The sequence below is a fragment of the Bacillus sp. RC242 genome (assembly GCF_044908245.1).
Classification (GTDB): Bacteria; Bacillota; Bacilli; order Bacillales; family Bacillaceae_G; genus Bacillus_A; species Bacillus_A mycoides.
This window is the reverse complement of record NZ_JBIYCZ010000016.1, coordinates 84,064-103,890: the sequence shown is the minus strand read 5'-3', so window position 1 is coordinate 103,890 and position 19,827 is coordinate 84,064. Positions and strand designations below refer to the sequence as shown.

Genomic DNA, 19,827 nt, shown 5'->3' with positions numbered 1-19,827 from the left:
TGACTATACAATTCCTATCCATAAGTTAAATAATGATTTTACACATATAAATAAAAAAGATAGGAGACCTATTATGAACAACAATCCGCCTGCAACGCCCCAAAACAACTCAGAAAAAAATAGCCGTGACATTAAATTGCAAACATTACGAGTCATCGGACTCATCGTCCTCATTAGTGGTTATATTCTCGTCGCTCTCTCAGAAGTGGGTGAACTGAAGAATCTTTTAACAAGCCCGAATACCAATCCTGACTTAGCTGAAGTTGATCCGTTTTAAAAATTATATAAAAAGCGAGTCCCAGTATATAACTGGCTCGCTTTTTATATAGTTTTATCCAATCTGAGAAACCTCCCTTTCATCCTCATACTTTTCTTTCCCTATCGCCTTCATAAATAATAAAATACTGCTCATACCAACGATGAAATATAGAGCGCTCATGCCCCAAGATGCAATAAATGAACCTAGCATAACACCTAATGCACCATTCATTTTCGCAACTTGAAAGACCATTCCGTTAATCGCCATATATGAACCTCTTGCCTCATTCGGCACCATATCTGCCATAATAGATTGACGAACTGGCACATACATCATCTCTCCTACAGTTTGGAAAAGCCCTGCGATTAATAAGATCCATAAACTATTGCTCGTTCCGAGTATTGTAAATCCAATTGTATAAATGAATAAGCCTACATATAAAATTTTTAAATCGTTAAAGCTTTTCAGCATTTTAATAAGAAGCGCCGAACATAACACAACTAAAATTGTATTCTCTGCTGAAATCCAGCTGAGCATTCGAATACCTGTTAAATCGAATGTAAAACCATTCCCAAAGAAAAAGTGCACCGTTTCAAATTCCTTCTGTAAACGTATCCCTAAATAATTATTAATTTGAAACTCTAACGATAGTGTACATATACTTGCTGCACAAAAAATTAAAAACGCTCTATCTTTCATCACGACTTTATAACTATCTGCCATATCTTTTAATACATTTTTCTTCTCCACCGTTTTTCGTGCCACATACACTTCTTCCATATATACAGCCATCACATATAAAGTAATAACTGCAATAACTGTTAATCCTATAAACAATTGCAATCTATAGTTCTCAAATAGTAATCCGCCAAATATTGCTCCAATCGCAATTGATAAGTTAATAGCCCAGTAGTTAATACTGTACATCACTTTTCGATTTTCTGGTGTACTCACATCTATCAACATCGCTTCCGTCGCTGGATTCATAAGTCCAGATCCTAAACTATTCACTAACATAAACACAAATGTTAGCCACGGTGAATCTACATAATCTGAGTTTGCAATTCCCATACAAGCAATGGAAACGACTTGTATACTTTGGCCGATAATCATTACTTTTTTACGACCGAGCCGATCTCCAACATACCCACCATATAAACCGATAATTAATGCTGCTAGCACATTGATCAGTAATAAAGCACCAGCAATCGCACTACCTAATTTTATTGAAAAGTAAATTGCCATAAATGGAAAAATCATTGTGGATACAGTGCGTGTTAAAAACGAAGTTATAATTCTAATTTTTATATTTCGGTGCATACTCCAAAATCCCATTGTTTCCCCCTCCTTATGCTTATTCATTTTACTTTGAAAAAGAGGAAGAAAAAGGTTAGAATATTCTAAAGAGTTTCCCCTTTTATCAAACATTAACGGGCAGTAAGACCCCCACCTCAAAATTCAGCGAAAGCAAAGAAGTTAGGCGGGGATCAACTGCCCGTAAAAGCCCGATTGGTGAAGGCTAATAATCAGTGGGGGATGCCCCACTGATTAAAGTTTCACTTTATTATAGAAGGAAGTGTACATATGAAAATTATGGACTATTACATTAGACTAAGGCTACATGCACAAGATCAACAACATATACGAAATAGCTTACAAGAATTAGCGGATCTTTTATATTGCAGTACGAAAAACGTGAAGATTTTATTAAAGAAAATGAGCGAGGAACAATTCATTAAGTGGACACCAGGGCGTGGTCGCGGAAATAAAACAGAAATTATATTTGTACATAGTTTCGTAGAAGCAATTGAATCCTATACAGATGAACTGTTAGCCCAAGAAAAATTAAAAGATGTCTTTCTTCTTTTAAAAGAGCCCCTTCCTCTTGCACTTCAAAAAAAAATAGAAAATAAACTACACCATCATTTTGGATACGAACCTTCAAATGATATGTACGACATATTAAAGATTCCTATATCAAGAAAGATATTCCCATTAGATCCGGCTTTTGTGGCTGTAACTACGGAGAGCCATCTTACTAGTCAAATTTTTGATACATTAGTCTTTTATAACGATGTGACAGAACAAATGGAACCGCACATTGCTCATACGTGGGAATTAAGTCAGGATCAACTTACGTGGACGTTTTATTTACGAAAAGATATACATTTTCATAATGAAACTCTTTTAACTTCTAAAGATGTTCAATTTTCATTTGAAAGATTGCAGCAAGCTCAATCTCCTTACGCATGGTTAACACAGGAAATTGTCCAAATTGAAACACCATCACCACTGCAAATTCGATTCCATTTAGCAAAACCAAATTTATTTTTCTTACGTTATGTGAGTTCCATGCAACTCGCAATTTTACCGCATGATGCAGTTATTCAAAATCATCACTACATAGGTACTGGACCTTTTAAACTTACTCATTACTCTGAAGACAATATCGTACTCGAAGCGTTCACCCATTATTTTAAAGAGCGTGCGTTATTAGACCGTATTGAATTTTGGGGGATTCCTGATCATTTGCAAATAAATGCTGATTATGAACTACCAAATGAAGAGGAAAATGAAAGGCATGATATACAAATAGAAGAAATAGGTTGTATTTATGCTAGCTTCAACTTTACAAAACCTGGTCCTCATCACGACATTCACTTTCGAAAAGCTTGGAGAGAACTATATGACGTTGAAACGATACTTCATAGCATAGAAGGCAGACGAACAATTGCTGCTTCAAGCTTTTTCCCTGAAAGAAGCCGCCAAGTTCCTAAAAGGTCCTACTCTCTTGAAAAAGCGAAAGAGTATTTAAAAAAGAGCACCTATAATGGAGAGACGATTCATATTTACTTCTTCGCATTTAAAGATAGTGCAAATGATGCACATTTCCTAAAAGAACGCTGCGAACAATTAGGAGTACACGTAGAACTTCACCCATTTCTCGTTTCAGATTATATGGATCGTTCTATTGATAAACATGCGGATATTATTTTCATGGGGGAAGTATTTGCTACCGATCATGAAATTGCATTTTTAAATGTATTTAAAAATAAAAGTTGCTTCGTAAATCGATTCATGGACCCACACTATGCAAAACAAATTAATTGTTTACTTGATACCTTTTTATTAGAAGACAATAAAGAAAAACGGTATAAGCTCATGTATGAGATCGAAGAGTTTTTACAAACAGAACACATCATTTTATTTAACTATCACGTTTTAAAAAGAAAAACATACCCTTCTTCTTTAAAAAACGTAACAATTGATTCATTCGGTTGGGCGAATTTTGCGAAGTTATGGATACAGCCATCCACGTATTAAAATATGAGTTTTTATAAAAGGAGAAGAACCATGAAACGCAACCTAGAAAAAAGACTTTCCTATCTATACACAGGTGAGTTATTTTCAGTCATTACTTTTATTTTCACAAGTTACTTACTTAATTATGCTTATCCTACGTTACATTTATATTCCCTATTTTCTTTTTGGATCTCATTTCTTCTTTTAGAGTTTATCTTATTACAAGGAGCAATTTACTGGTACGTAAAGCGGAAACGACTAAAAAAAGAGAAAACATCTATTACACCTATTAGGATGATTCAATATTTAAAAGTACTTAAAAAGATAAATATAGCATTGATTGTCACGGGATTTATTACGTTTACTATTGATTTTGTAATTTGGTATCCCCACTTACCTTTAGGCGGGGTATCATTCACTCTATTTATTTATATTTTTGCATTACTTGAGTACATTAACTATTATCATACTCAACTTTCATACGATAACATCTCTGATATTAAACATTTAATCAAATCAAAAAAACTAAAACCGTCCTGTATGAGTAAAGATTTTCAACGTATTTCATGAAAGAGAAGGTACTACATCCTTAGTAGTACCTTCTTCACATACAGATACAAACTATTATTTAATTACTCTATCTAAGTGATCTCTCAAGTTCAATAAATATTGCTCAATATCCGGATTTTTCACCACATCATAACAAGCAAAACTCTTTAACGGACTCATGCCAAGAAACTTCTGCACACGATGTAAATGACTAAGTGCTGATTCTAAACTTTCTCCTTCAAAGAACTTCGTCTTATCTCCGAATGCTTTTTCAGGTGCGTTCCAAGTTGTAGAAAACATATACTGCTTCTCTTTTAATAAACCACCTGTTCCGTATTCATCTGCACCTTTAAAGAACAAACCGTATTCATACACTTCATCCATATATGTTTTAAATAATCCCGGTACACTAAACCAGTAAATAGGTGTTTGATAAATTACAACATCAGCCCATAAAAACTTTTCTTGCTCTTCCTTAATACTGTATCCATCTTGAATCGTTGTTGTTTTCACATGATGATTTTCACTTAGTAAACTTATCATGCAATCAGCTAGCGTTTTATTTAATCGACCTTCCTTTGAACCGTATTTTTCATGCCCATTTATAATGAATATATTTTTCATAACTTTTCTCTCCCTTATTTTACTCTTCAGCTATTAACCCAAGTTGTTGTTTCAGCGTAAGATTATCTTCTAAATGCCAATCTTCCGTTACCTTTCCGTCTTTCACATGCAAAATATCAATTGCAAAAAAATTGATTTTCTTATCATTATGAGTTCCTGTAAAAGAAAGACGAGCTGTTACTTTATCACCAACCACTAATAAATCTTCAATCTCGCAATGTATATCTGGAACTACTTTACGAAAGTTTTGCGCCGCGAGCTTTAATCCTTCAGTGCCTTGTGGTCGACCTTTCGGCAGTGTGTTATCGAAAAAATTTTCAGTAACCGTCTGCGGAATAAGCTCCTCTTTACCTGTATCCCAAAATGCATAAAAACGCTGAGCTGCATGCACGATTTCTGTCGCTTCCTTTTTACTTAATGAAGAATCAATTGTCATTGCTTTTGGCTTCGGCATTTCCTTTAATAACTGAATTTCAGTTTTTTGCTCACCACTACATGCTACAAGCACAATACAAATGACAAAAAAACTAAGAAACATAAACAACTTTTTCATACCCATGGAAATCACCTCCTCCTCATACAAACCCTTTGTATTTCGTATTGCTATTGTATATGCACTAACTTCCTTTATGGAAGTAGTGATATTTTTTTCATATAGTTACTAAAAAGATAGTTTTGTGATACGATAAGGCAAATTCATTCAAAAAAATTTTATGGAGGCTATTTCCATGAGCAATATAGATCCAGTTGTATTAACGAAAGGTTTACCTGGTATACCTTGTCCTATCGCTAAAACGCTTGACGTAATTAGTACAAAATGGACGTTTTTAATCATTCGTGACCTTCTTATCGAAGGAACTTTACGATTTAGTGATTTACAAAAATCAATGGACGGGATTAGTCCGAAAACTTTATCGCTTCGCCTAAAAGAATTGGAAACACAAGGGATTATAACGCGAAAAGTATACCCAGAAGTTCCGCCTCGCGTAGAGTACACGTTAACGGATAAAGGAAAGCAATTAGAGGGGATATTTATTGAATTAAAGCGGTTTGGATTAAGTTTATAAACGAAAAGCCCCTTACCATAAAAATAGTAAGAGGCTTTTCGTTATTCACTACATTACTTCGCAAAACTTTGAGCTAGCTGTTTCTCTCTCCACATAAATGTAATGCCGAGACCAACGATTAAAACAACACCTGAAAATGCATATGGATAATTAATGTTTATATCAAATAATATTCCGCCCATCGCTGGTCCTGCGATATTTCCTAAACTCGTATACGTTGAGTTCATACCAGCAACGAATCCTTGCTCTTTTCCAGCTGCTTTTGATAAAAACGTCGTTAAAGCTGGACGAAGTAAATCAAATGCTAAGAAAATAAAACAAGTAACGAGAAGTACAATCCAATAATTAAAGACTACAGTTGAGACGAATGCTAATACTGCACCTACAATTAAACATATTTGAATTAATACTTTCTCACCGAACATGTCAACCAATTTGCCAAACATAAATACTTGCACAACTACCCCAAAGATGGAGCTAATCGTAATAATTGCAGCAATATCTTTCGGTGTAAAACCAAATTTATGATCAGAAAACAAACTAAAAACAGTTTCATATGCTGATAAACCGAATGCGAGTACAAATACAATAATAAATGCGATTGCATACATTGGATTTAATGATTTCTTTAAATCCCCGATAAAGCTTGATTCTTTCGTATTAGCAGAAATCTCTGCAAGCTCTTCTTTCGTTAACGGCTCTTTCAAAATAAAGATGGAAATTACACATGCGACAAAAGCAATCACTGCTGCCACAAAGAACGGCACACGTATACCGTATTCTGCAATAAACCCGCCAATTCCAGGCCCTATAATAAATCCGGTACTAATAGCGGCTGAAAGATAGCCCATCGCCTTTGGACGTTCTTGAATAGAAGTAATATCAGCAACATATGCCGTAACACCCGGCATAATAAACGCAGCACTAATTCCGCCTAACACCCTCGCTGCATAAAGCATCCACACATCTGTACCTAATCCAAAAAGAAGCTCTGAAACACCAAAAATAAATAATCCAATGATTATCATTTTCTTCCTACCGTAAATGTCGACCCAACGACCCGTAATAGGTGAAGTAATAAGCTGCGCCATCGCAAACACTGCAACGAGATAACCCATCGTCTTTCCTGTTAAATTCATATCATTCATAAAGGACGGCATAACCGGAATGATTAATCCAATCCCTAAAAAAGCGATAAATATATTACTCAAAAGAATGATCAATACCATCTTTTGTTCTTTTATCGGTTTCTTCAATTTTTAACACCTCTTCCCGTAGTTCCTCTCAAAAATAATGCCCAAGAAGCTTTTTCTTTATCCTGCTATTTGTGGGCTCATACTGAGTAAAGATGTCCCCACTCATTAGAATTTCACTCTATCCTTCCACACATACATAAACACAGGGTGAATGACTATCATTCAGTTTCCCGCAGAAATGAACCTACCTTTTCAGACAGGTTCATCTTACTACTTCTTCATATGTAGTGCATGTGTTAAAAAATCTAGTACTTCTGCCTTTTGTAGCTCGACTTGCTCATCATCTTTATGATCATATAAATAAACTTGTTCCGCTGCTGATTCAACAAGAGCGATAAATAACTTCGCTGTTCGCTCTGCGTGAACCGAATCACGAATTTCACCTGATTCTTTTGCCTCACTTAAAAAGTCACTTAGCCATATATAAAGAGGCTCATACACAGCTTCCCATTCTTTTATATGTTCAGTAGATGCAAGACCCGCATACATTAAAGCTTGTATTTCACGATATTCAGCTATAAAGTTAAACACTGCATCTATTACTTGCTCAACCTTACTTGAAAAAGGTGAATCGTTCTGTACTTTTTCTTTCACTGCAAGTATCATCTTCTCAACCATCACTTCTGCTATTGCAGGCATAACAGATAACTTAGAAGGAAAATATAAATAGAACGTTCCTTGCGCAATGCCAGCCAATTTCACGATATCAGAAATCTTCGTTTTTTCAACGCCCTTTTCCTGAAATACTTCAATAGCTGCATAGACAATTTTTTCTTTTTTATTCATCATCTAAACCCTTTCACACGCGTATTGAATGACTGTCACTCATTTTATAAAATAACTAGCTGTACTGTCAATTATAGTGCACTTTTCATAATAAAAATCTCCCAACAAATCGTTAGGAGATTCAACTTTAATATCATTTTCTTATGAAAGAGCCTTTAATCCCGTAACTCCACATACGATAAGAGCTACACTAATCAAACGTGCCTTACTTTTCGATTCACCAAACAGAAACATATTTAATAAAACTGCGCCTGCTGTTCCAATGCCAATCCAAACCGCATAAGCCACACTTACTTGTAAGAACAAGAAAGATGTGTATAAAAATGCGAAGGAAGTTGCAAATCCACCTATATAAATCGCTCCATTTGCTAACTTCTTATCTTTACTATACATTTTAAGGCCTATCACACCGACTATTTCACTAATTGCAGCACAAAATACGAAAATCCAACCCATTTTTAAGCAGCTCCTTCCATAGTTTCTTCCGCGGTTTCTTCTTTATTATCAGCCAATTTTAAACCGATAACGCCCGCTACGACCATCACGATAAAGAATAGTTTTCCTACACTGAAACTGCCGCCGAAAAGGAATACATCCATTAAGAAAGTACCTACCGTACCAGCTCCGGCAAACACAGCATATACAGTCCCTGTTGCAAGATGTTCGCACGCTTTCGATAGGAAGTAAAAATCAACAGCGATAACTCCTACAATAATGACCCAATGCCACCAAGTATGAGCTGTATTAAAACCAAACACCCAAAAGACTTCAAAAATACATGTTAATATGACATATAACCAAGCTTTATTTTTCATATCTCTCACCTTCTATTATTCACTGACTGACCGTCAGTCATTTTTAATTTAAAAAATATAATCTCACTCTAACTACTATTTAAAAAACCAATATCATCCTCATTTATCCTTATATTTGCTCCGTTATTAAGTTAACTACATATAAAAGTTGCTTATCTACACCCTTCCACAGAAGAAATGACTGAATGTCATTCATAAATATTCTACATGACCAATTGATAAAGTGTCAACACCCGGATTCTATTAACCAAAAATATTTTAAATTTCTTAAATCCACATGAATATTTCTTAATAATCTGTGAATAATGGTAGTAACATAATATTTTCTCCATTCCCCCCTTGGAGATCCCTTTGAATCGAGCAGTTGCTTTTAGCTAACTGCTCTTTTTTAATTTATCGGTACATTATAATAAAATACTCATAGATAAATTCCAAAACAAAGACCTGTACTCCCTTTTCAACATGCAACAAAGAACGAAATATTTTGTACGCTATTTACTTTTCAACGAGTCTTTGTATGCAATAATTTTATTTTCGAGCATCTTCTCTGTAATTTCTAAGTTTTCTCTTTGAGTTCGAATAGATTTTTTATGATTTTCTAACAGTTGTAAACGAGCTTCGGTTGTATGCTCCCCTTCTAAATATAATCTAGCATATTCTCTTATTTTCGCTATCGGCATTTGTGTTTGTTTTAATTTCATTACAAACTGCAACCACTTTATATGTGACTCTTCATACAATCTATTCCCATTTGCATCGCGATTTGCAATTAATATGTTCTCCTTTTCATAATAACGTAATGTATGTGTGCTCACTCCTAATAATTTAGCTACCTCGCTAATTGTGTACATAACCATTCTCCCTCCGCACGCCATTTACTCTCATATATTTTACTGCCTTATCCAAATTATAAAAAACATTTGACTTAGAGTATACTCTAACAAATACAATCTAACCATGATAAATTAATTTGAATTTAGGAGGCTTTTATATGAAATATACTGTTATTACTGGTGCTAGTTCAGGAATTGGCTATGAATCCGCTTTAGTCTTTGCATCTCGCGGAAAAAATTTAATACTTGTAGCTCGAAGACAAGAAGAATTAGACGGATTAAAATTAAAAATTAACGAAATGCATCCAGAGTTGGATGTTGTCATTCGAAGAACTGATTTATCCGTCACTGAAAATGTTTATAAACTTTATGAAAGCCTACAAACTTTTCAAATTGAAACGTGGATTAACAACGCAGGTTTTGGTAATTTCGCCTCAATTGCTGAACAAAATTTAAACAAGATAGAAACGATGTTGCATGTAAATATAGAAGCACTAACAATACTATCTTCCCTTTTCGTTCGAGATTATTCAATGACCGAAGGAACACAGCTTATTAACGTTTCATCAGGCGGTGGATACACGATTGTTACCAATGCTGTTACGTATTGCGCTACGAAATTTTATGTAAGTGCATTTACAGAAGGACTATCTCACGAACTGAAAGAACAAGGTGCAAAATTACAAGCAAAAGTTTTAGCTCCTGGTGCAACTGAAACAGAATTTGCGAAACGTTCATTTAATATTGATGAGTTCCAATATGATGGTGTTGTACCGAAATTCCACACGGCAAAACAAATGGCACAATTTATGCTCGACCTTTATGATAGCGATAAAGTTGTAGGGCTGGTCGATGGTTCTACTTATAACTATGAGCTTAAAAATCCCATTTTTAATTTTGCAATGAGACAAACGAATTCAAATTCTTAACAACATCTCATTTCTGATCAAAATATAGATACCCACTATTTCTTAAATAATAGTGGGCCTTTTTTCTCTCTAAAAATTTCACCCCACATACCGTATCATCGCCACCTCATCACAATAATCAACTTTTGGACAATGTCTACAATCAATCCACACTTTTTCTGGCAATGCTTCTCTATTCATAAAATCAAACCCGCACTTTTGAAAAAATTCTGTTTCATATGTTAAAGAAATTACCCCGTTCACTTTTATCTTCGCCGCCTCATTCATTACATGATTCACTAACTTACGCCCTATCCCTTTTCCTGCATATGTATGCGAAACTACTAACGATCGTACTTCTGCGAGATCCTCTCCTAACACATGCAAACCAGCAACTCCAACGACTTCCTCCCCTTCTTTCATAACATATAAACATTGTAAATATTGATAGAGAGACAAAAGAGAACGCGGCAAAACAACTCCTTCTTTTGCATACATTTCAATGAGATTATAAATTTCTTTCACATCACTTGTAACCGCATTAAAGATTTTCATATTATATCCCCTTGCCCCCAATGTTAATATTTATAACATTATATGAATTTTAATTCATAATTTCATATAATAATACATCTCTCTTTTCTCTCCGTCAATTACTTTTCTGAATTTTATCCCGCATTAACGGGCAGTAAGACTCCCACCTCAAAATTCGGCTGAAGCAAAGAAGATAGGTGGGAGTCGGGCTACCCCTAAACGCCCGATTGGTGAAGGCTAATAATCAGTGGTGGATGAACAAAACCCCCACTGATTAAAGTTTCACTTTACACAAACAAAAAACCAAGCAACTTAATCGATGCTCGGTTCCTCATTTCGTATCGGTAATACCGTTGAATATTTAATTTCACGAAGTGCTAAACTCGTCTGTATACGTGTAATACCAAGCTTATTCAGCTTTCTAATAAAATGCTCCAGTTCTTTACGATCACGATTCGCAACTTTTAATAAATAATCATACTCTCCTGTTAAACAGTGACATTCTAACACTTCAGGCATAGATTCTAATTCTCGTTCTAACACTTCCAGCTTTTCATACTGATGAATATTCGTACTCATAAAAATGAAACATAATAAATCAAATCCAAGCTTTTCTTGATTTAAAATTGCTACTTGCTTATCAATAAAACCTTCCCCATCTAACCTTTTTATTCGTGCATGCATCGCAGCTGGAGATAAATTAACACGGCGTGCAAGCTCTGCATTACTTACTTGTGATTCTTTCTGCAATATATCTAAAATTTTCACATCCAAATCATCAAGCACTTTAATAACAGATGACTCCATCAAAATTCCCCCTTTTTTCTTACCGACGATTATTCGAAGAAACATCTCATAACTTATATAAAACTGAATGTTTTTCTGCAAATAAGATTTCTAACGAAACATTTTATCGAGTTTTCACCATTATACAAAAGAATATATTAGATAATAAAGAAAAATGCTAAAATTATTTACAGTTCATTCTTATTTCAACAAAGGGGTTTTTAGCATGCCTTATTTTTATGTCTTTTTACTATTATTAACAAGCTTATTATGGGGAGGAAATTTCGTCGTTGGGAAATCACTCGTCGATCATGCATCTCCGATGACACTGACAAGTTTAAGATGGCTAATTGCGATCATTTGTTTATTACCAATGGTATGGTTTAAAGAGAAGAAAATCATTCCACCACGCTCTGCAATACTTCCGTTAATACTTATGGGAATTTCAGGAGTCGTTCTTTTTAACATTTTTCAATTTTTAGCACTAGAAAAAACATCCGCAACGAATGTAGGTCTTATTTCTACATTGAACGCTATTTCAATTGCATTATTTTCTGTGCTATTTCTAAAAGAAAAAGTAAATACACTTCAAATTCTTTCTATGATTCTTTCATTTTTCGGGGTTATGCTCGTCCTTTTAAAAGGAAATTTCGCTCTTTTATTTTCACTACATTTTAATAGCGGAGATTTATGGATGATGGCGGCAGTATGTATTTGGGGTATTTATTCTGTTTGTAGTAAATGGGCGACAAAAATAGTTACACCGCTAATGGCGACGTTATATTCTGGTATTTTCGGCGTCATTTTATTGCTTCCATTTAACATAGGCAACTTCACTGTTTCCAATATTAATTCTTCCTTCATAACATCACTTTTATATACAGGACTCATTTCAACAGTACTTTGTATGGTGTTTTGGAATATTGGTGTACAGAAATTAGGCGCTACTACATCGGGGATTTTTCTAAATTTCAATCCAATTTTCACAGCTATTTTAGCATTCCTTTTCCTTGGAGAAGAATTAACATGGATTCAAATTTTCGGTACAATCATCGTCGTGACAGGGTGTTATTTATTTTCTCATTTCAAAACCGTTGCTGTTCAGCCAACTAGAGCTTTAATGCGAAAACATTCTTAATCAAAAACATCGCCACCAAAGTGGCGATGTTTTTATTTACCTTTCATTTCTTTCACATACTGCTTTTCTTCTTCTGGCGATAAACGTTCTGTTGCCTTTCCGGTATCACCACCTTGAATTTCCCACAAAAAGTTATGATCCTCAACCGTTTGTGAAAAGTCTCCTTTCTCCCAACGCTCCAAAGTAGAAAGTAGCTTTGCTTTATATTTAAAATTTGTACTGCTTTCTACTGCGTTCTTCTCACTACGAATTTCCTTATTTGTCATTTCGATAAATCCCCATTTATCAGATGATTTCACTTTTTGATGTACCATCCTATGCATTGTAGAAATAATTTCATCTTCACTAAATTGTGGCTTCTCTTCCGCAACTTTCTTGTCCTGTTGGCTCATCACTTTTTGTGTTTTAAGACTCTTCTCCTCTTCCTCTATATAATTAAGAAGTTTAGTAACACCGAATACAGCTCCTATCGCAATTACAATCATTGTAATTGCCCCTATTATCCATTTTTTCATATTATGTACTCCCCATTCCCCCTAATAATTACATAAACAAATGGAATCGCCTGCACATAGTCGATTCCATTTGTTTCCTTATTTCATTTTAAGCCTTCATCGCTTCTCGTACAATGTAACTGTCCACATATTGCTTAAATTTCACGATTTTTCCATTTTCAAGCTGCCATACATGAACAAATTCCGCCTCAAATGATTTTCCCGTCTCTTTATAAACTCCTGAATAAACACCTTCAGCAATAATCACATCTTTTCCGTTTACTTCATGGTACGTCTTTACACTCGCTTTATAATCATCCCATTCTGATCCTAAACGACTAAATACATTTTCCATTATAGCTTCTGTACCTATATACGTTCCGCCGTACGGAAAACCTTCTGCCTCTGTCCATTCCACTTTTTCAGAAAATGCTTCTGCTAAATGTTTTGCATTCGAAGAAGCTGATCCTTCATACGTGCTTTGAATAATTTCTAAATTTGTTTTTTGCTTCATTATTTTTTCGCCCCAAACGCGTTTGCCGCTAAAATAAGTCCAATTTCTAACGCTTTAACGCGCGGGAATCGTTCCTTTATTGCCGTTTGAATTTCTTCACTTGAAGGATTTCCTGCAAGAACTTCATCAAATGCAACTAAATATTTACGAGTATGTTTAATCGCGTCTGCTGTATTTGGTACGTCATAATCACGATGACCCGCTACAACAATTTCAGGATGAAGATTTTCAAGTTCACTTAATGTTTCTAACCATTTATGACGAGCTTCAGCATCTGTTTCTAACGTCCATACGAAAGTATTGTTATAAACGATATCGCCTGTAACAACGGCTTTTAATGATGGAATCCATACATAACTATTATTCGGTGTATCACCTTGCAAACCACCTTTAATGATTAAATCATTTCCCTCTAAAATCAATTTCTCTTCTGTTAATTCATCTGGAACAATTGGTTGATGAGGAACATTATGCCCAATAGATGGTTTCCACTGTTCCACTTTCTTCTCAAATGTATTACGAATATCTTCAACAGTATTCCGTAACGCAACAATCTTCGCTTCTGGAAATGCTTCATGTAATACATTTAATCCAAAATAGTGATCTGGATGGAAATGAGTCACATAAATATGAGTTAAATTCTTTCCTGTTTCAATAATTTGAGCTGCTAAACGGTGCGCATCACTTAATAAAAATTGTGCATCGATAAGAATTGCATCTTTTTCTCCGTATACAATTGTGGATGTAACTTGAAATGCTTGCTCAGATCCTGTAAAAACCTCTAAATGTAATTTTGACATGTTATTTCCTCCACTTTTTATTTACTCTTTTATATTCCTTTATTCTTTAAGCTTTATTCTAGTTGTAACTAAACTAGTTACAACTAGAATAAAAAAATATACGAATCATTTTATTACTAATCGACTCGTTGTAATCATTATAGTTACACCAAGTCGTCAAGTCAACACTTAAAAAATAAAATTTACTTCGTTTTCATTACTTTCTCTTTTAAAAAACGATCTACATATCCTTCTGCTTTTACAACGAATAAATACGCACCCATTGATAATAATGCAAGATCTAATTCATATCCCGGATTCTTTCCATCTCCTAATAAGCCTGCTGCTCCATTTACCTTTACGATAGCTCCAGCCAAAATAAGAGCGAATAACAATCCTACATACCTCACGCCTAAACCGATAATCAATAATATACCACCAACTAATTCAACTGTTGCTACGCCGTATGCAAGACCATCTGGTAAACCGATGCTTGTAAACCATCCTGCTACGTTATCTATACCTGATTGAAACTTTGCTAAACCGTGTGCAAAAAAAGTAACTCCTAATACGATACGAATAATTAAATTCCCAATATATTGATTCATTCTGAACTCTCCTTTTTTGTTTTGTTATGGTGAACATTTATTCACAAGACAAAACAATACGGTATTTCTTTTCATTCGTCAAATACTTTTTTAAAGAAACCCAAAAACATTATCCTTTTTGCAGATAATGTTTTTTATAAAATAGTGCTAATTCAAGCTTTCGCTCTATTACTTAGAAAAAAGTTGAAAATTTTTCCCAGCACCTATATAAGACAATAAAGACACATCTTCTTCCATCACCATTCCAACAACATTCACTTTCCTATCTTCAGGTAAATCATTTATAACTATTTGCATTTCACCAGCATATCTACCGTACAATTCATTATCAATTGTAATACTGCCTCGTTTTCTTGAAATTGTATTTATCGGTTGTAATGCAACTTTATTTTCTTCTCTTGATTCTACAGAGCGAATTACGTCACGAGCCGGATCAAGCCGGTTCGTATGCACTCGTTCTATCAGTTGCACTGTGTCGCTATCATTTATAAACGATTGATACCGCACCGGAATAATCCCACCACTCGCACTTGCTATTTCTTGTACACTTTCTAAACTCCCGCTTATATCGCCAATTAAAACTTTATCAACAGCACAATCTTGCACAAGTTCTAAATATGCTTGAAGCGGGCGCATACTGCGGTGCTTTTCTAAAGTTGGTAAGCCCTCATATAACGGACCGCGTTTTTCACCATCTCCCGGAATAAACGCCATCGTTTTTATTCCGCACTCATGTAAATATTTATTTTGTTTTTGCAAAAACGACTTTGCTAGTCCTGTTTCTGGACGTGGATAAAAATTATGCCACGCTTCTACTCGATCTACTCGTATATTTTCCGCAAGTAACTCTTTCCAAAATGATTCTGTAATCGTACTCGCGTTTAACGCTACCTTCATCCTACGCGATACACTCGCAATTTCTTTTGACATAATTCCGTAATCCATTCGTAAACCAGTAATGCCCCACTCTAATAATTCTTCCACATTTTCATACGTTATGCCTAAATGGTTTAACGATTTTGGAGAGACATCGACCATTAATTCCATTTCATTTTCGAGAGCTTGTTTCCCAAGTATTTGAATTAACTCCTTATACGTATTCGGATCATCTTCTGGAATGTGAAGAGATGTAAAAACAGATGAAAATCCGTTTTCTTTTGCTAGTTTTAACCATGCTTCTTGTTTCTCTACTCGCTCTTTTGAAAGATAAATTGAAACTCCTATCATATAAATCTCTCCTTCTATTAATATAAAAAAAAGAGAAAGGAATCCCTTTCTCTATATGTTTTCTGCCATTTCTTCTTTAAAGCCGAAGAAGTACGTAAAGATGAATCCGAAAATATATGCCACTACTAATCCAAGGAAATATAATAAATATTTATTATCAGCAATTAACGGAATTAATGATAATCCTGATACACCTATTCCGAGTGAAGCCGTTTTCATAACAGCTTGGAATGCACCACCGACAGCCGCTCCTAAACAAGCAGTAATAAACGGTTTCCCAAGTGGCAATGTAACCCCGTATAATAGCGGTTCGCCAATTCCTAAAAATCCTACTGGTAATCCACCTTTAATCACATTACGAAGGCGTTTATTTTTTGTTTTCACATAAATCGCAATTGCTGCTCCTACTTGCCCAGCGCCAGCCATTGCTAATACTGGTAATAAAGGCGTTACGTGCGTTTGATTAATAAATTCCATATGAATCGGTGTTAAACCGTGATGTAATCCGACCATTACGAGAGGTAAAAATGTTCCGGCAAGCACAGCTCCAGCAAATGCTCCGCCAACATTTAAAATTGCATTAATACCGCTTGTAATACCATCAGATAAGAAGCCTGCTACTGGCTGAATCGCTAACATCGTTACTATACTTACAGCTAATACAGTAATGAGTGGTGTCACAATAATATCAACTGCATTTGGCACAGCTTTTCGCACTCGTCTCTCAACTACAACCATAAGCCATGCTGCAAAAATAACTGCAAATAATCCGCCCCGTCCGGGTACGAGCGCTTCACCAAATAATTTTACATTCGCCATCGCTGGGTTGAAAATTAAAATACCTGCAATTGCCCCAAGAACTGGTGTCCCGCCAAATTCTTTCGCTGTATTCCAACCGACTAAAATTCCTAAGAATGTAAAGATACCGCCGCCAATAAGTAGTAGCATTTGTAGCCACGTTGCATTCGGGTCAGCACCTGCGTTTTTCGCAAAGTTAGCAACCCCATTTATAATTCCTGACGCAACAAGTCCCGGAATTAGCGGAATGAAAATACTTCCTATTTTTCTTAAAAAGTTTTTCACTGGTGTATTATTTTTCTTCTTAATCTCTGACTTCATCTCTTGCCCAAGATCTTCAAGGTGGTGATCTGCCACCTCACCAATTCGCAGTCCCGTTAAATCTTCCATCTCAGCTGCTACTTTATTTACTGTCCCTGGCCCAACAACAACTTGAAGTGTTTCATCTTCAATCACTCCCATAACACCTTCAACCTTTTTTAAAAGGTCCATGTTCACTTTACTTTCATCATGAAGCGTTAATCGTAACCTCGTCATACAATGAGCAATGCCACGAATATTTTTTACTCCCCCAAGCTGCTCTGAAATTTCTTTGGCCATTCTCTCTTCTTTCTTCATAATAGAATCCCCCTCCCCAAAGTTTAAAGTGCTTTCTTCACAAATCCTTTCGCACCTTTTAATTTTTCTAGTGCTTCCCCATATTCACACTGTAGTAATATCATAACGATTGCAGCTTTCACATTTCGATCTGCTTTCTCATAACACTCTGTAGCTACTTCATAACTAGCGCCTGTCGCTTCAACAATAATTCGTTTTGAGCGTTCTACCAATTTTTCATTTGTAGATTGAACATCTACCATTAAGTTTTTATATACTTTCCCTACACCAATCATAGACGCTGTAGAAATCATATTGAGTACTAACTTTTGCGCTGTGCCAGCCTTCAACCGTGTTGAGCCTGTTAATATTTCTGCGCCTGTTTCCACTTCCACATTTAGTTTTGCATATTTACTTATTTCAGCATTTTTATTACAGGAAATACTAGCTGTACTTGCTCCCACGCTACTTGCATATTTCAATCCGCCAATTACATAGGGTGTTCTACCACTTGCTGCAATTCCAATAACCGTATCTTTCTCGTTTAATCCAATACTTTTTAAATCTTCTTTTGCTAACTCTTCACGATCTTCGGCACCTTCCACCGCCTTAGTAAACGCTTTCAATCCACCTGCTATAAATCCTTGAACCATGTTATCATCTGTTCCAAATGTCGGGGGACATTCTACTGCGTCTAAAATGCCTAAACGGCCACTCGTACCAGCCCCAATATAAATTAAACGGCCTTCTTCTTCAAAAGACTTAGTAACAATTTGTACAACCTTTTCAATTTCTTCTATTTCATTTTCAACTGCTAACGCAACAGTTCGATCTTCTTCATTCATACTTTGTAACACTTCTTTTATACTCATCTCATCTAGATTCATCGTTTTCTCATTACGGTGTTCTGTCGATAAATTCTCTAACATATTGCCACCCTCTTCGAAATTATATTTCACACTTTTATTATAACTTTAAGAAACTAAAAATCAATAACTCTTTCTTATTTTATGAAATAAAATTTCACAACATGACATATTTGTGTCAAAGATAATAAAAAAGATGAGTCTCCCCATCTTTTCTTCTACTTCAATTTCCGTAACCGTAATGCTTCTTCTCTCGTCTCCATAAATTGATCTAATACTTTATTACCAATTCGATTGAAAGTAATCACATATAAAGCATCAATCATATTCAGTTGCGTCATTCTCGAAGCAATACTCGCAATGCGATGGTCTTGCTCTACATCTGGCATACAAAGGCGAATGTCTGCCGCTTTATATAACGGAGATGATTGGTCTAGCTTCGTAATCGCAATAACTGTAGCCCCTCGCTTCTTCGCATATTGCGCCATTTCGAGCACATCTTTCGTCCGCCCAGAAGTTGAAATCGCCACAAATATATCTCCCTCTTTTAAATTCGTGACGAGTGGCAACATCATATGAAAATCAGATAGCATCATCGCTGTAAATCCGAGCCTTGTAAATTTATAAGCCCCGTCCATCGCCGGAGTAGCCGATCCGCCTACTCCGTAAAATATAATTTTATCCGCATTTACAATACGATCTGCAGCTTTCTCAAGTTCCTTTTTATCTATCGCAGTAACGCTCGCCTCAATTGCAGCTTTATTCACATATGTAACTTTATTAAACAAGTCGTACGGTCCATCTTCCGTATTCATCACTGAAAAATCATTAATATTATAATCAGCAATCGTTAATTCACGAACGAGCGCGATTTTAAATGATTTAAAGCTCCCAATCCCAATCGACTTACAAAAGCGAACAACACTTGCCTCACTTGCGCCTGCATTCGTTGACACTTCTTTCGTCGTTAAGTTCGGAACAATTTCTGCATTCTCCATTATGTACATGGCAACCTTCTTTTCGGCTGGTGAAAATTGATCCATATTACTTTCAATTTTAAATAGTAATGTTGAAGCTTTCACTATT

General features: G+C 35.4%; 24 protein-coding genes. 6 read left to right on the top strand and 18 right to left on the bottom strand.

Annotation, left to right across the window (positions count from 1 at the left end):
- Positions 1 to 73 precede the first annotated feature (73 nt).
- The gene (locus tag ABH957_RS24365) at positions 74 to 277 is read left to right on the top strand and encodes a hypothetical protein (RefSeq protein WP_219301322.1); all 204 of its coding nucleotides are present in this window, start codon (positions 74 to 76) and stop codon (positions 275 to 277) included.
- A 54-nt stretch (positions 278 to 331) separates the two neighbouring features.
- On the opposite strand, the gene ABH957_RS24360 is transcribed toward ABH957_RS24365, so the two are convergent.
- Positions 332 to 1,594, bottom strand: a complete 1,263-nt coding sequence (locus tag ABH957_RS24360; RefSeq protein WP_242311146.1) for an MDR family MFS transporter — start codon at positions 1,592 to 1,594, stop codon at positions 332 to 334.
- Positions 1,595 to 1,843: 249 nt separating this feature from the next.
- Here ABH957_RS24360 and ABH957_RS24355 point away from each other — a divergent pair, with 249 nt between their 5' ends.
- The gene (locus ABH957_RS24355) at positions 1,844 to 3,583 is read left to right on the top strand and encodes an SgrR family transcriptional regulator (RefSeq protein ID WP_404512384.1); all 1,740 of its coding nucleotides are present in this window, start codon (positions 1,844 to 1,846) and stop codon (positions 3,581 to 3,583) included.
- Positions 3,584 to 3,613: 30 nt separating this feature from the next.
- Entirely contained in the window at positions 3,614 to 4,132 is a 519-nt protein-coding gene (locus ABH957_RS24350) for a hypothetical protein (RefSeq protein WP_044444655.1), read from the top strand.
- A gap of 54 nt (positions 4,133 to 4,186) precedes the next feature.
- On the opposite strand, the gene ABH957_RS24345 is transcribed toward ABH957_RS24350, so the two are convergent.
- Positions 4,187 to 4,735 carry an NAD(P)H-dependent oxidoreductase gene (locus tag ABH957_RS24345; RefSeq protein WP_107887887.1) on the bottom strand — a complete coding sequence of 183 codons (549 nt, stop codon included), beginning with the start codon at positions 4,733 to 4,735 and terminating at the stop codon, positions 4,187 to 4,189.
- Between the two features lie 19 nt (positions 4,736 to 4,754).
- Entirely contained in the window at positions 4,755 to 5,294 is a 540-nt protein-coding gene (locus ABH957_RS24340; RefSeq protein WP_404446176.1) for an ester cyclase, read from the bottom strand.
- A gap of 169 nt (positions 5,295 to 5,463) precedes the next feature.
- Between ABH957_RS24340 and ABH957_RS24335 the strand changes: the two genes are divergently transcribed.
- The gene (locus ABH957_RS24335) at positions 5,464 to 5,802 is read left to right on the top strand and encodes a winged helix-turn-helix transcriptional regulator (protein WP_002188429.1); all 339 of its coding nucleotides are present in this window, start codon (positions 5,464 to 5,466) and stop codon (positions 5,800 to 5,802) included.
- 53 nt (positions 5,803 to 5,855) lie between these two features.
- Here ABH957_RS24335 and ABH957_RS24330 read toward each other — a convergent pair whose 3' ends face one another.
- The 5 genes from ABH957_RS24330 to ABH957_RS24310 all read right to left on the bottom strand — a co-directional run bounded on the left by ABH957_RS24330 (position 5,856) and on the right by ABH957_RS24310 (position 9,510).
- Positions 5,856 to 7,058: an MFS transporter gene (locus ABH957_RS24330; RefSeq protein WP_002125479.1), complete on the bottom strand. Its 1,203-nt coding sequence runs from the start codon at positions 7,056 to 7,058 to the stop codon at positions 5,856 to 5,858.
- A gap of 210 nt (positions 7,059 to 7,268) precedes the next feature.
- On the bottom strand, positions 7,269 to 7,847 hold the full coding sequence (locus ABH957_RS24325; RefSeq protein WP_404512382.1) for a TetR/AcrR family transcriptional regulator: 579 nt from the start codon (positions 7,845 to 7,847) through the stop codon (positions 7,269 to 7,271).
- A gap of 138 nt (positions 7,848 to 7,985) precedes the next feature.
- Positions 7,986 to 8,300: a DMT family transporter gene (locus tag ABH957_RS24320; RefSeq protein WP_404491813.1), complete on the bottom strand. Its 315-nt coding sequence runs from the start codon at positions 8,298 to 8,300 to the stop codon at positions 7,986 to 7,988.
- 2 nt (positions 8,301 to 8,302) lie between these two features.
- Positions 8,303 to 8,659, bottom strand: coding sequence for a DMT family transporter (locus ABH957_RS24315; protein ID WP_002010813.1), 357 nt, complete (start codon positions 8,657 to 8,659; stop codon positions 8,303 to 8,305).
- A gap of 491 nt (positions 8,660 to 9,150) precedes the next feature.
- Positions 9,151 to 9,510, bottom strand: a complete 360-nt coding sequence (locus ABH957_RS24310; RefSeq protein WP_002087388.1) for a MerR family transcriptional regulator — start codon at positions 9,508 to 9,510, stop codon at positions 9,151 to 9,153.
- Between the two features lie 140 nt (positions 9,511 to 9,650).
- Here ABH957_RS24310 and ABH957_RS24305 point away from each other — a divergent pair, with 140 nt between their 5' ends.
- On the top strand, positions 9,651 to 10,421 hold the full coding sequence (locus ABH957_RS24305) for an SDR family NAD(P)-dependent oxidoreductase (protein ID WP_404512380.1): 771 nt from the start codon (positions 9,651 to 9,653) through the stop codon (positions 10,419 to 10,421).
- 78 nt (positions 10,422 to 10,499) lie between these two features.
- On the opposite strand, the gene ABH957_RS24300 is transcribed toward ABH957_RS24305, so the two are convergent.
- Together ABH957_RS24300 and ABH957_RS24295 are read right to left on the bottom strand one after the other, a co-directional pair.
- On the bottom strand, positions 10,500 to 10,955 hold the full coding sequence (locus ABH957_RS24300) for an N-acetyltransferase (RefSeq protein WP_404491815.1): 456 nt from the start codon (positions 10,953 to 10,955) through the stop codon (positions 10,500 to 10,502).
- A gap of 291 nt (positions 10,956 to 11,246) precedes the next feature.
- Positions 11,247 to 11,741 (bottom strand): Lrp/AsnC family transcriptional regulator, encoded by a 495-nt coding sequence (locus tag ABH957_RS24295; RefSeq protein WP_063219320.1) that lies wholly within the window; start codon positions 11,739 to 11,741, stop codon positions 11,247 to 11,249.
- Between the two features lie 205 nt (positions 11,742 to 11,946).
- Between ABH957_RS24295 and ABH957_RS24290 the strand changes: the two genes are divergently transcribed.
- The gene (locus ABH957_RS24290) at positions 11,947 to 12,858 is read left to right on the top strand and encodes a DMT family transporter (protein WP_404446163.1); all 912 of its coding nucleotides are present in this window, start codon (positions 11,947 to 11,949) and stop codon (positions 12,856 to 12,858) included.
- Positions 12,859 to 12,890: 32 nt separating this feature from the next.
- Here the strand turns inward: ABH957_RS24290 and ABH957_RS24285 are convergent, their stop codons facing one another.
- The 8 genes from ABH957_RS24285 to ABH957_RS24250 all read right to left on the bottom strand — a co-directional run bounded on the left by ABH957_RS24285 (position 12,891) and on the right by ABH957_RS24250 (position 19,823).
- A complete protein-coding gene (locus ABH957_RS24285; protein ID WP_404446160.1) occupies positions 12,891 to 13,373 on the bottom strand; it encodes a PRK06770 family protein in 483 nt (160 codons plus the stop codon).
- 88 nt (positions 13,374 to 13,461) lie between these two features.
- The gene (locus ABH957_RS24280; RefSeq protein ID WP_002140494.1) at positions 13,462 to 13,866 is read right to left on the bottom strand and encodes a nuclear transport factor 2 family protein; all 405 of its coding nucleotides are present in this window, start codon (positions 13,864 to 13,866) and stop codon (positions 13,462 to 13,464) included.
- A complete protein-coding gene (locus ABH957_RS24275) occupies positions 13,866 to 14,666 on the bottom strand; it encodes an MBL fold metallo-hydrolase (protein ID WP_404491816.1) in 801 nt (266 codons plus the stop codon). The genes ABH957_RS24280 and ABH957_RS24275 overlap by 1 nt, the downstream gene beginning before the upstream one ends.
- 182 nt (positions 14,667 to 14,848) lie before the next feature.
- Positions 14,849 to 15,253: a DoxX family protein gene (locus tag ABH957_RS24270; protein ID WP_404512378.1), complete on the bottom strand. Its 405-nt coding sequence runs from the start codon at positions 15,251 to 15,253 to the stop codon at positions 14,849 to 14,851.
- A gap of 168 nt (positions 15,254 to 15,421) precedes the next feature.
- Positions 15,422 to 16,480 (bottom strand): DUF871 domain-containing protein, encoded by a 1,059-nt coding sequence (locus ABH957_RS24265; protein ID WP_404491817.1) that lies wholly within the window; start codon positions 16,478 to 16,480, stop codon positions 15,422 to 15,424.
- 51 nt (positions 16,481 to 16,531) lie between these two features.
- Entirely contained in the window at positions 16,532 to 17,896 is a 1,365-nt protein-coding gene (locus ABH957_RS24260) for a PTS transporter subunit EIIC (RefSeq protein WP_002125455.1), read from the bottom strand.
- A gap of 23 nt (positions 17,897 to 17,919) precedes the next feature.
- Positions 17,920 to 18,804, bottom strand: a complete 885-nt coding sequence (gene murQ, locus ABH957_RS24255) for an N-acetylmuramic acid 6-phosphate etherase (RefSeq protein ID WP_002166328.1) — start codon at positions 18,802 to 18,804, stop codon at positions 17,920 to 17,922.
- A gap of 155 nt (positions 18,805 to 18,959) precedes the next feature.
- On the bottom strand, positions 18,960 to 19,823 hold the full coding sequence (locus ABH957_RS24250) for a MurR/RpiR family transcriptional regulator (RefSeq protein WP_002010793.1): 864 nt from the start codon (positions 19,821 to 19,823) through the stop codon (positions 18,960 to 18,962).
- Positions 19,824 to 19,827: the final 4 nt, after the last annotated feature.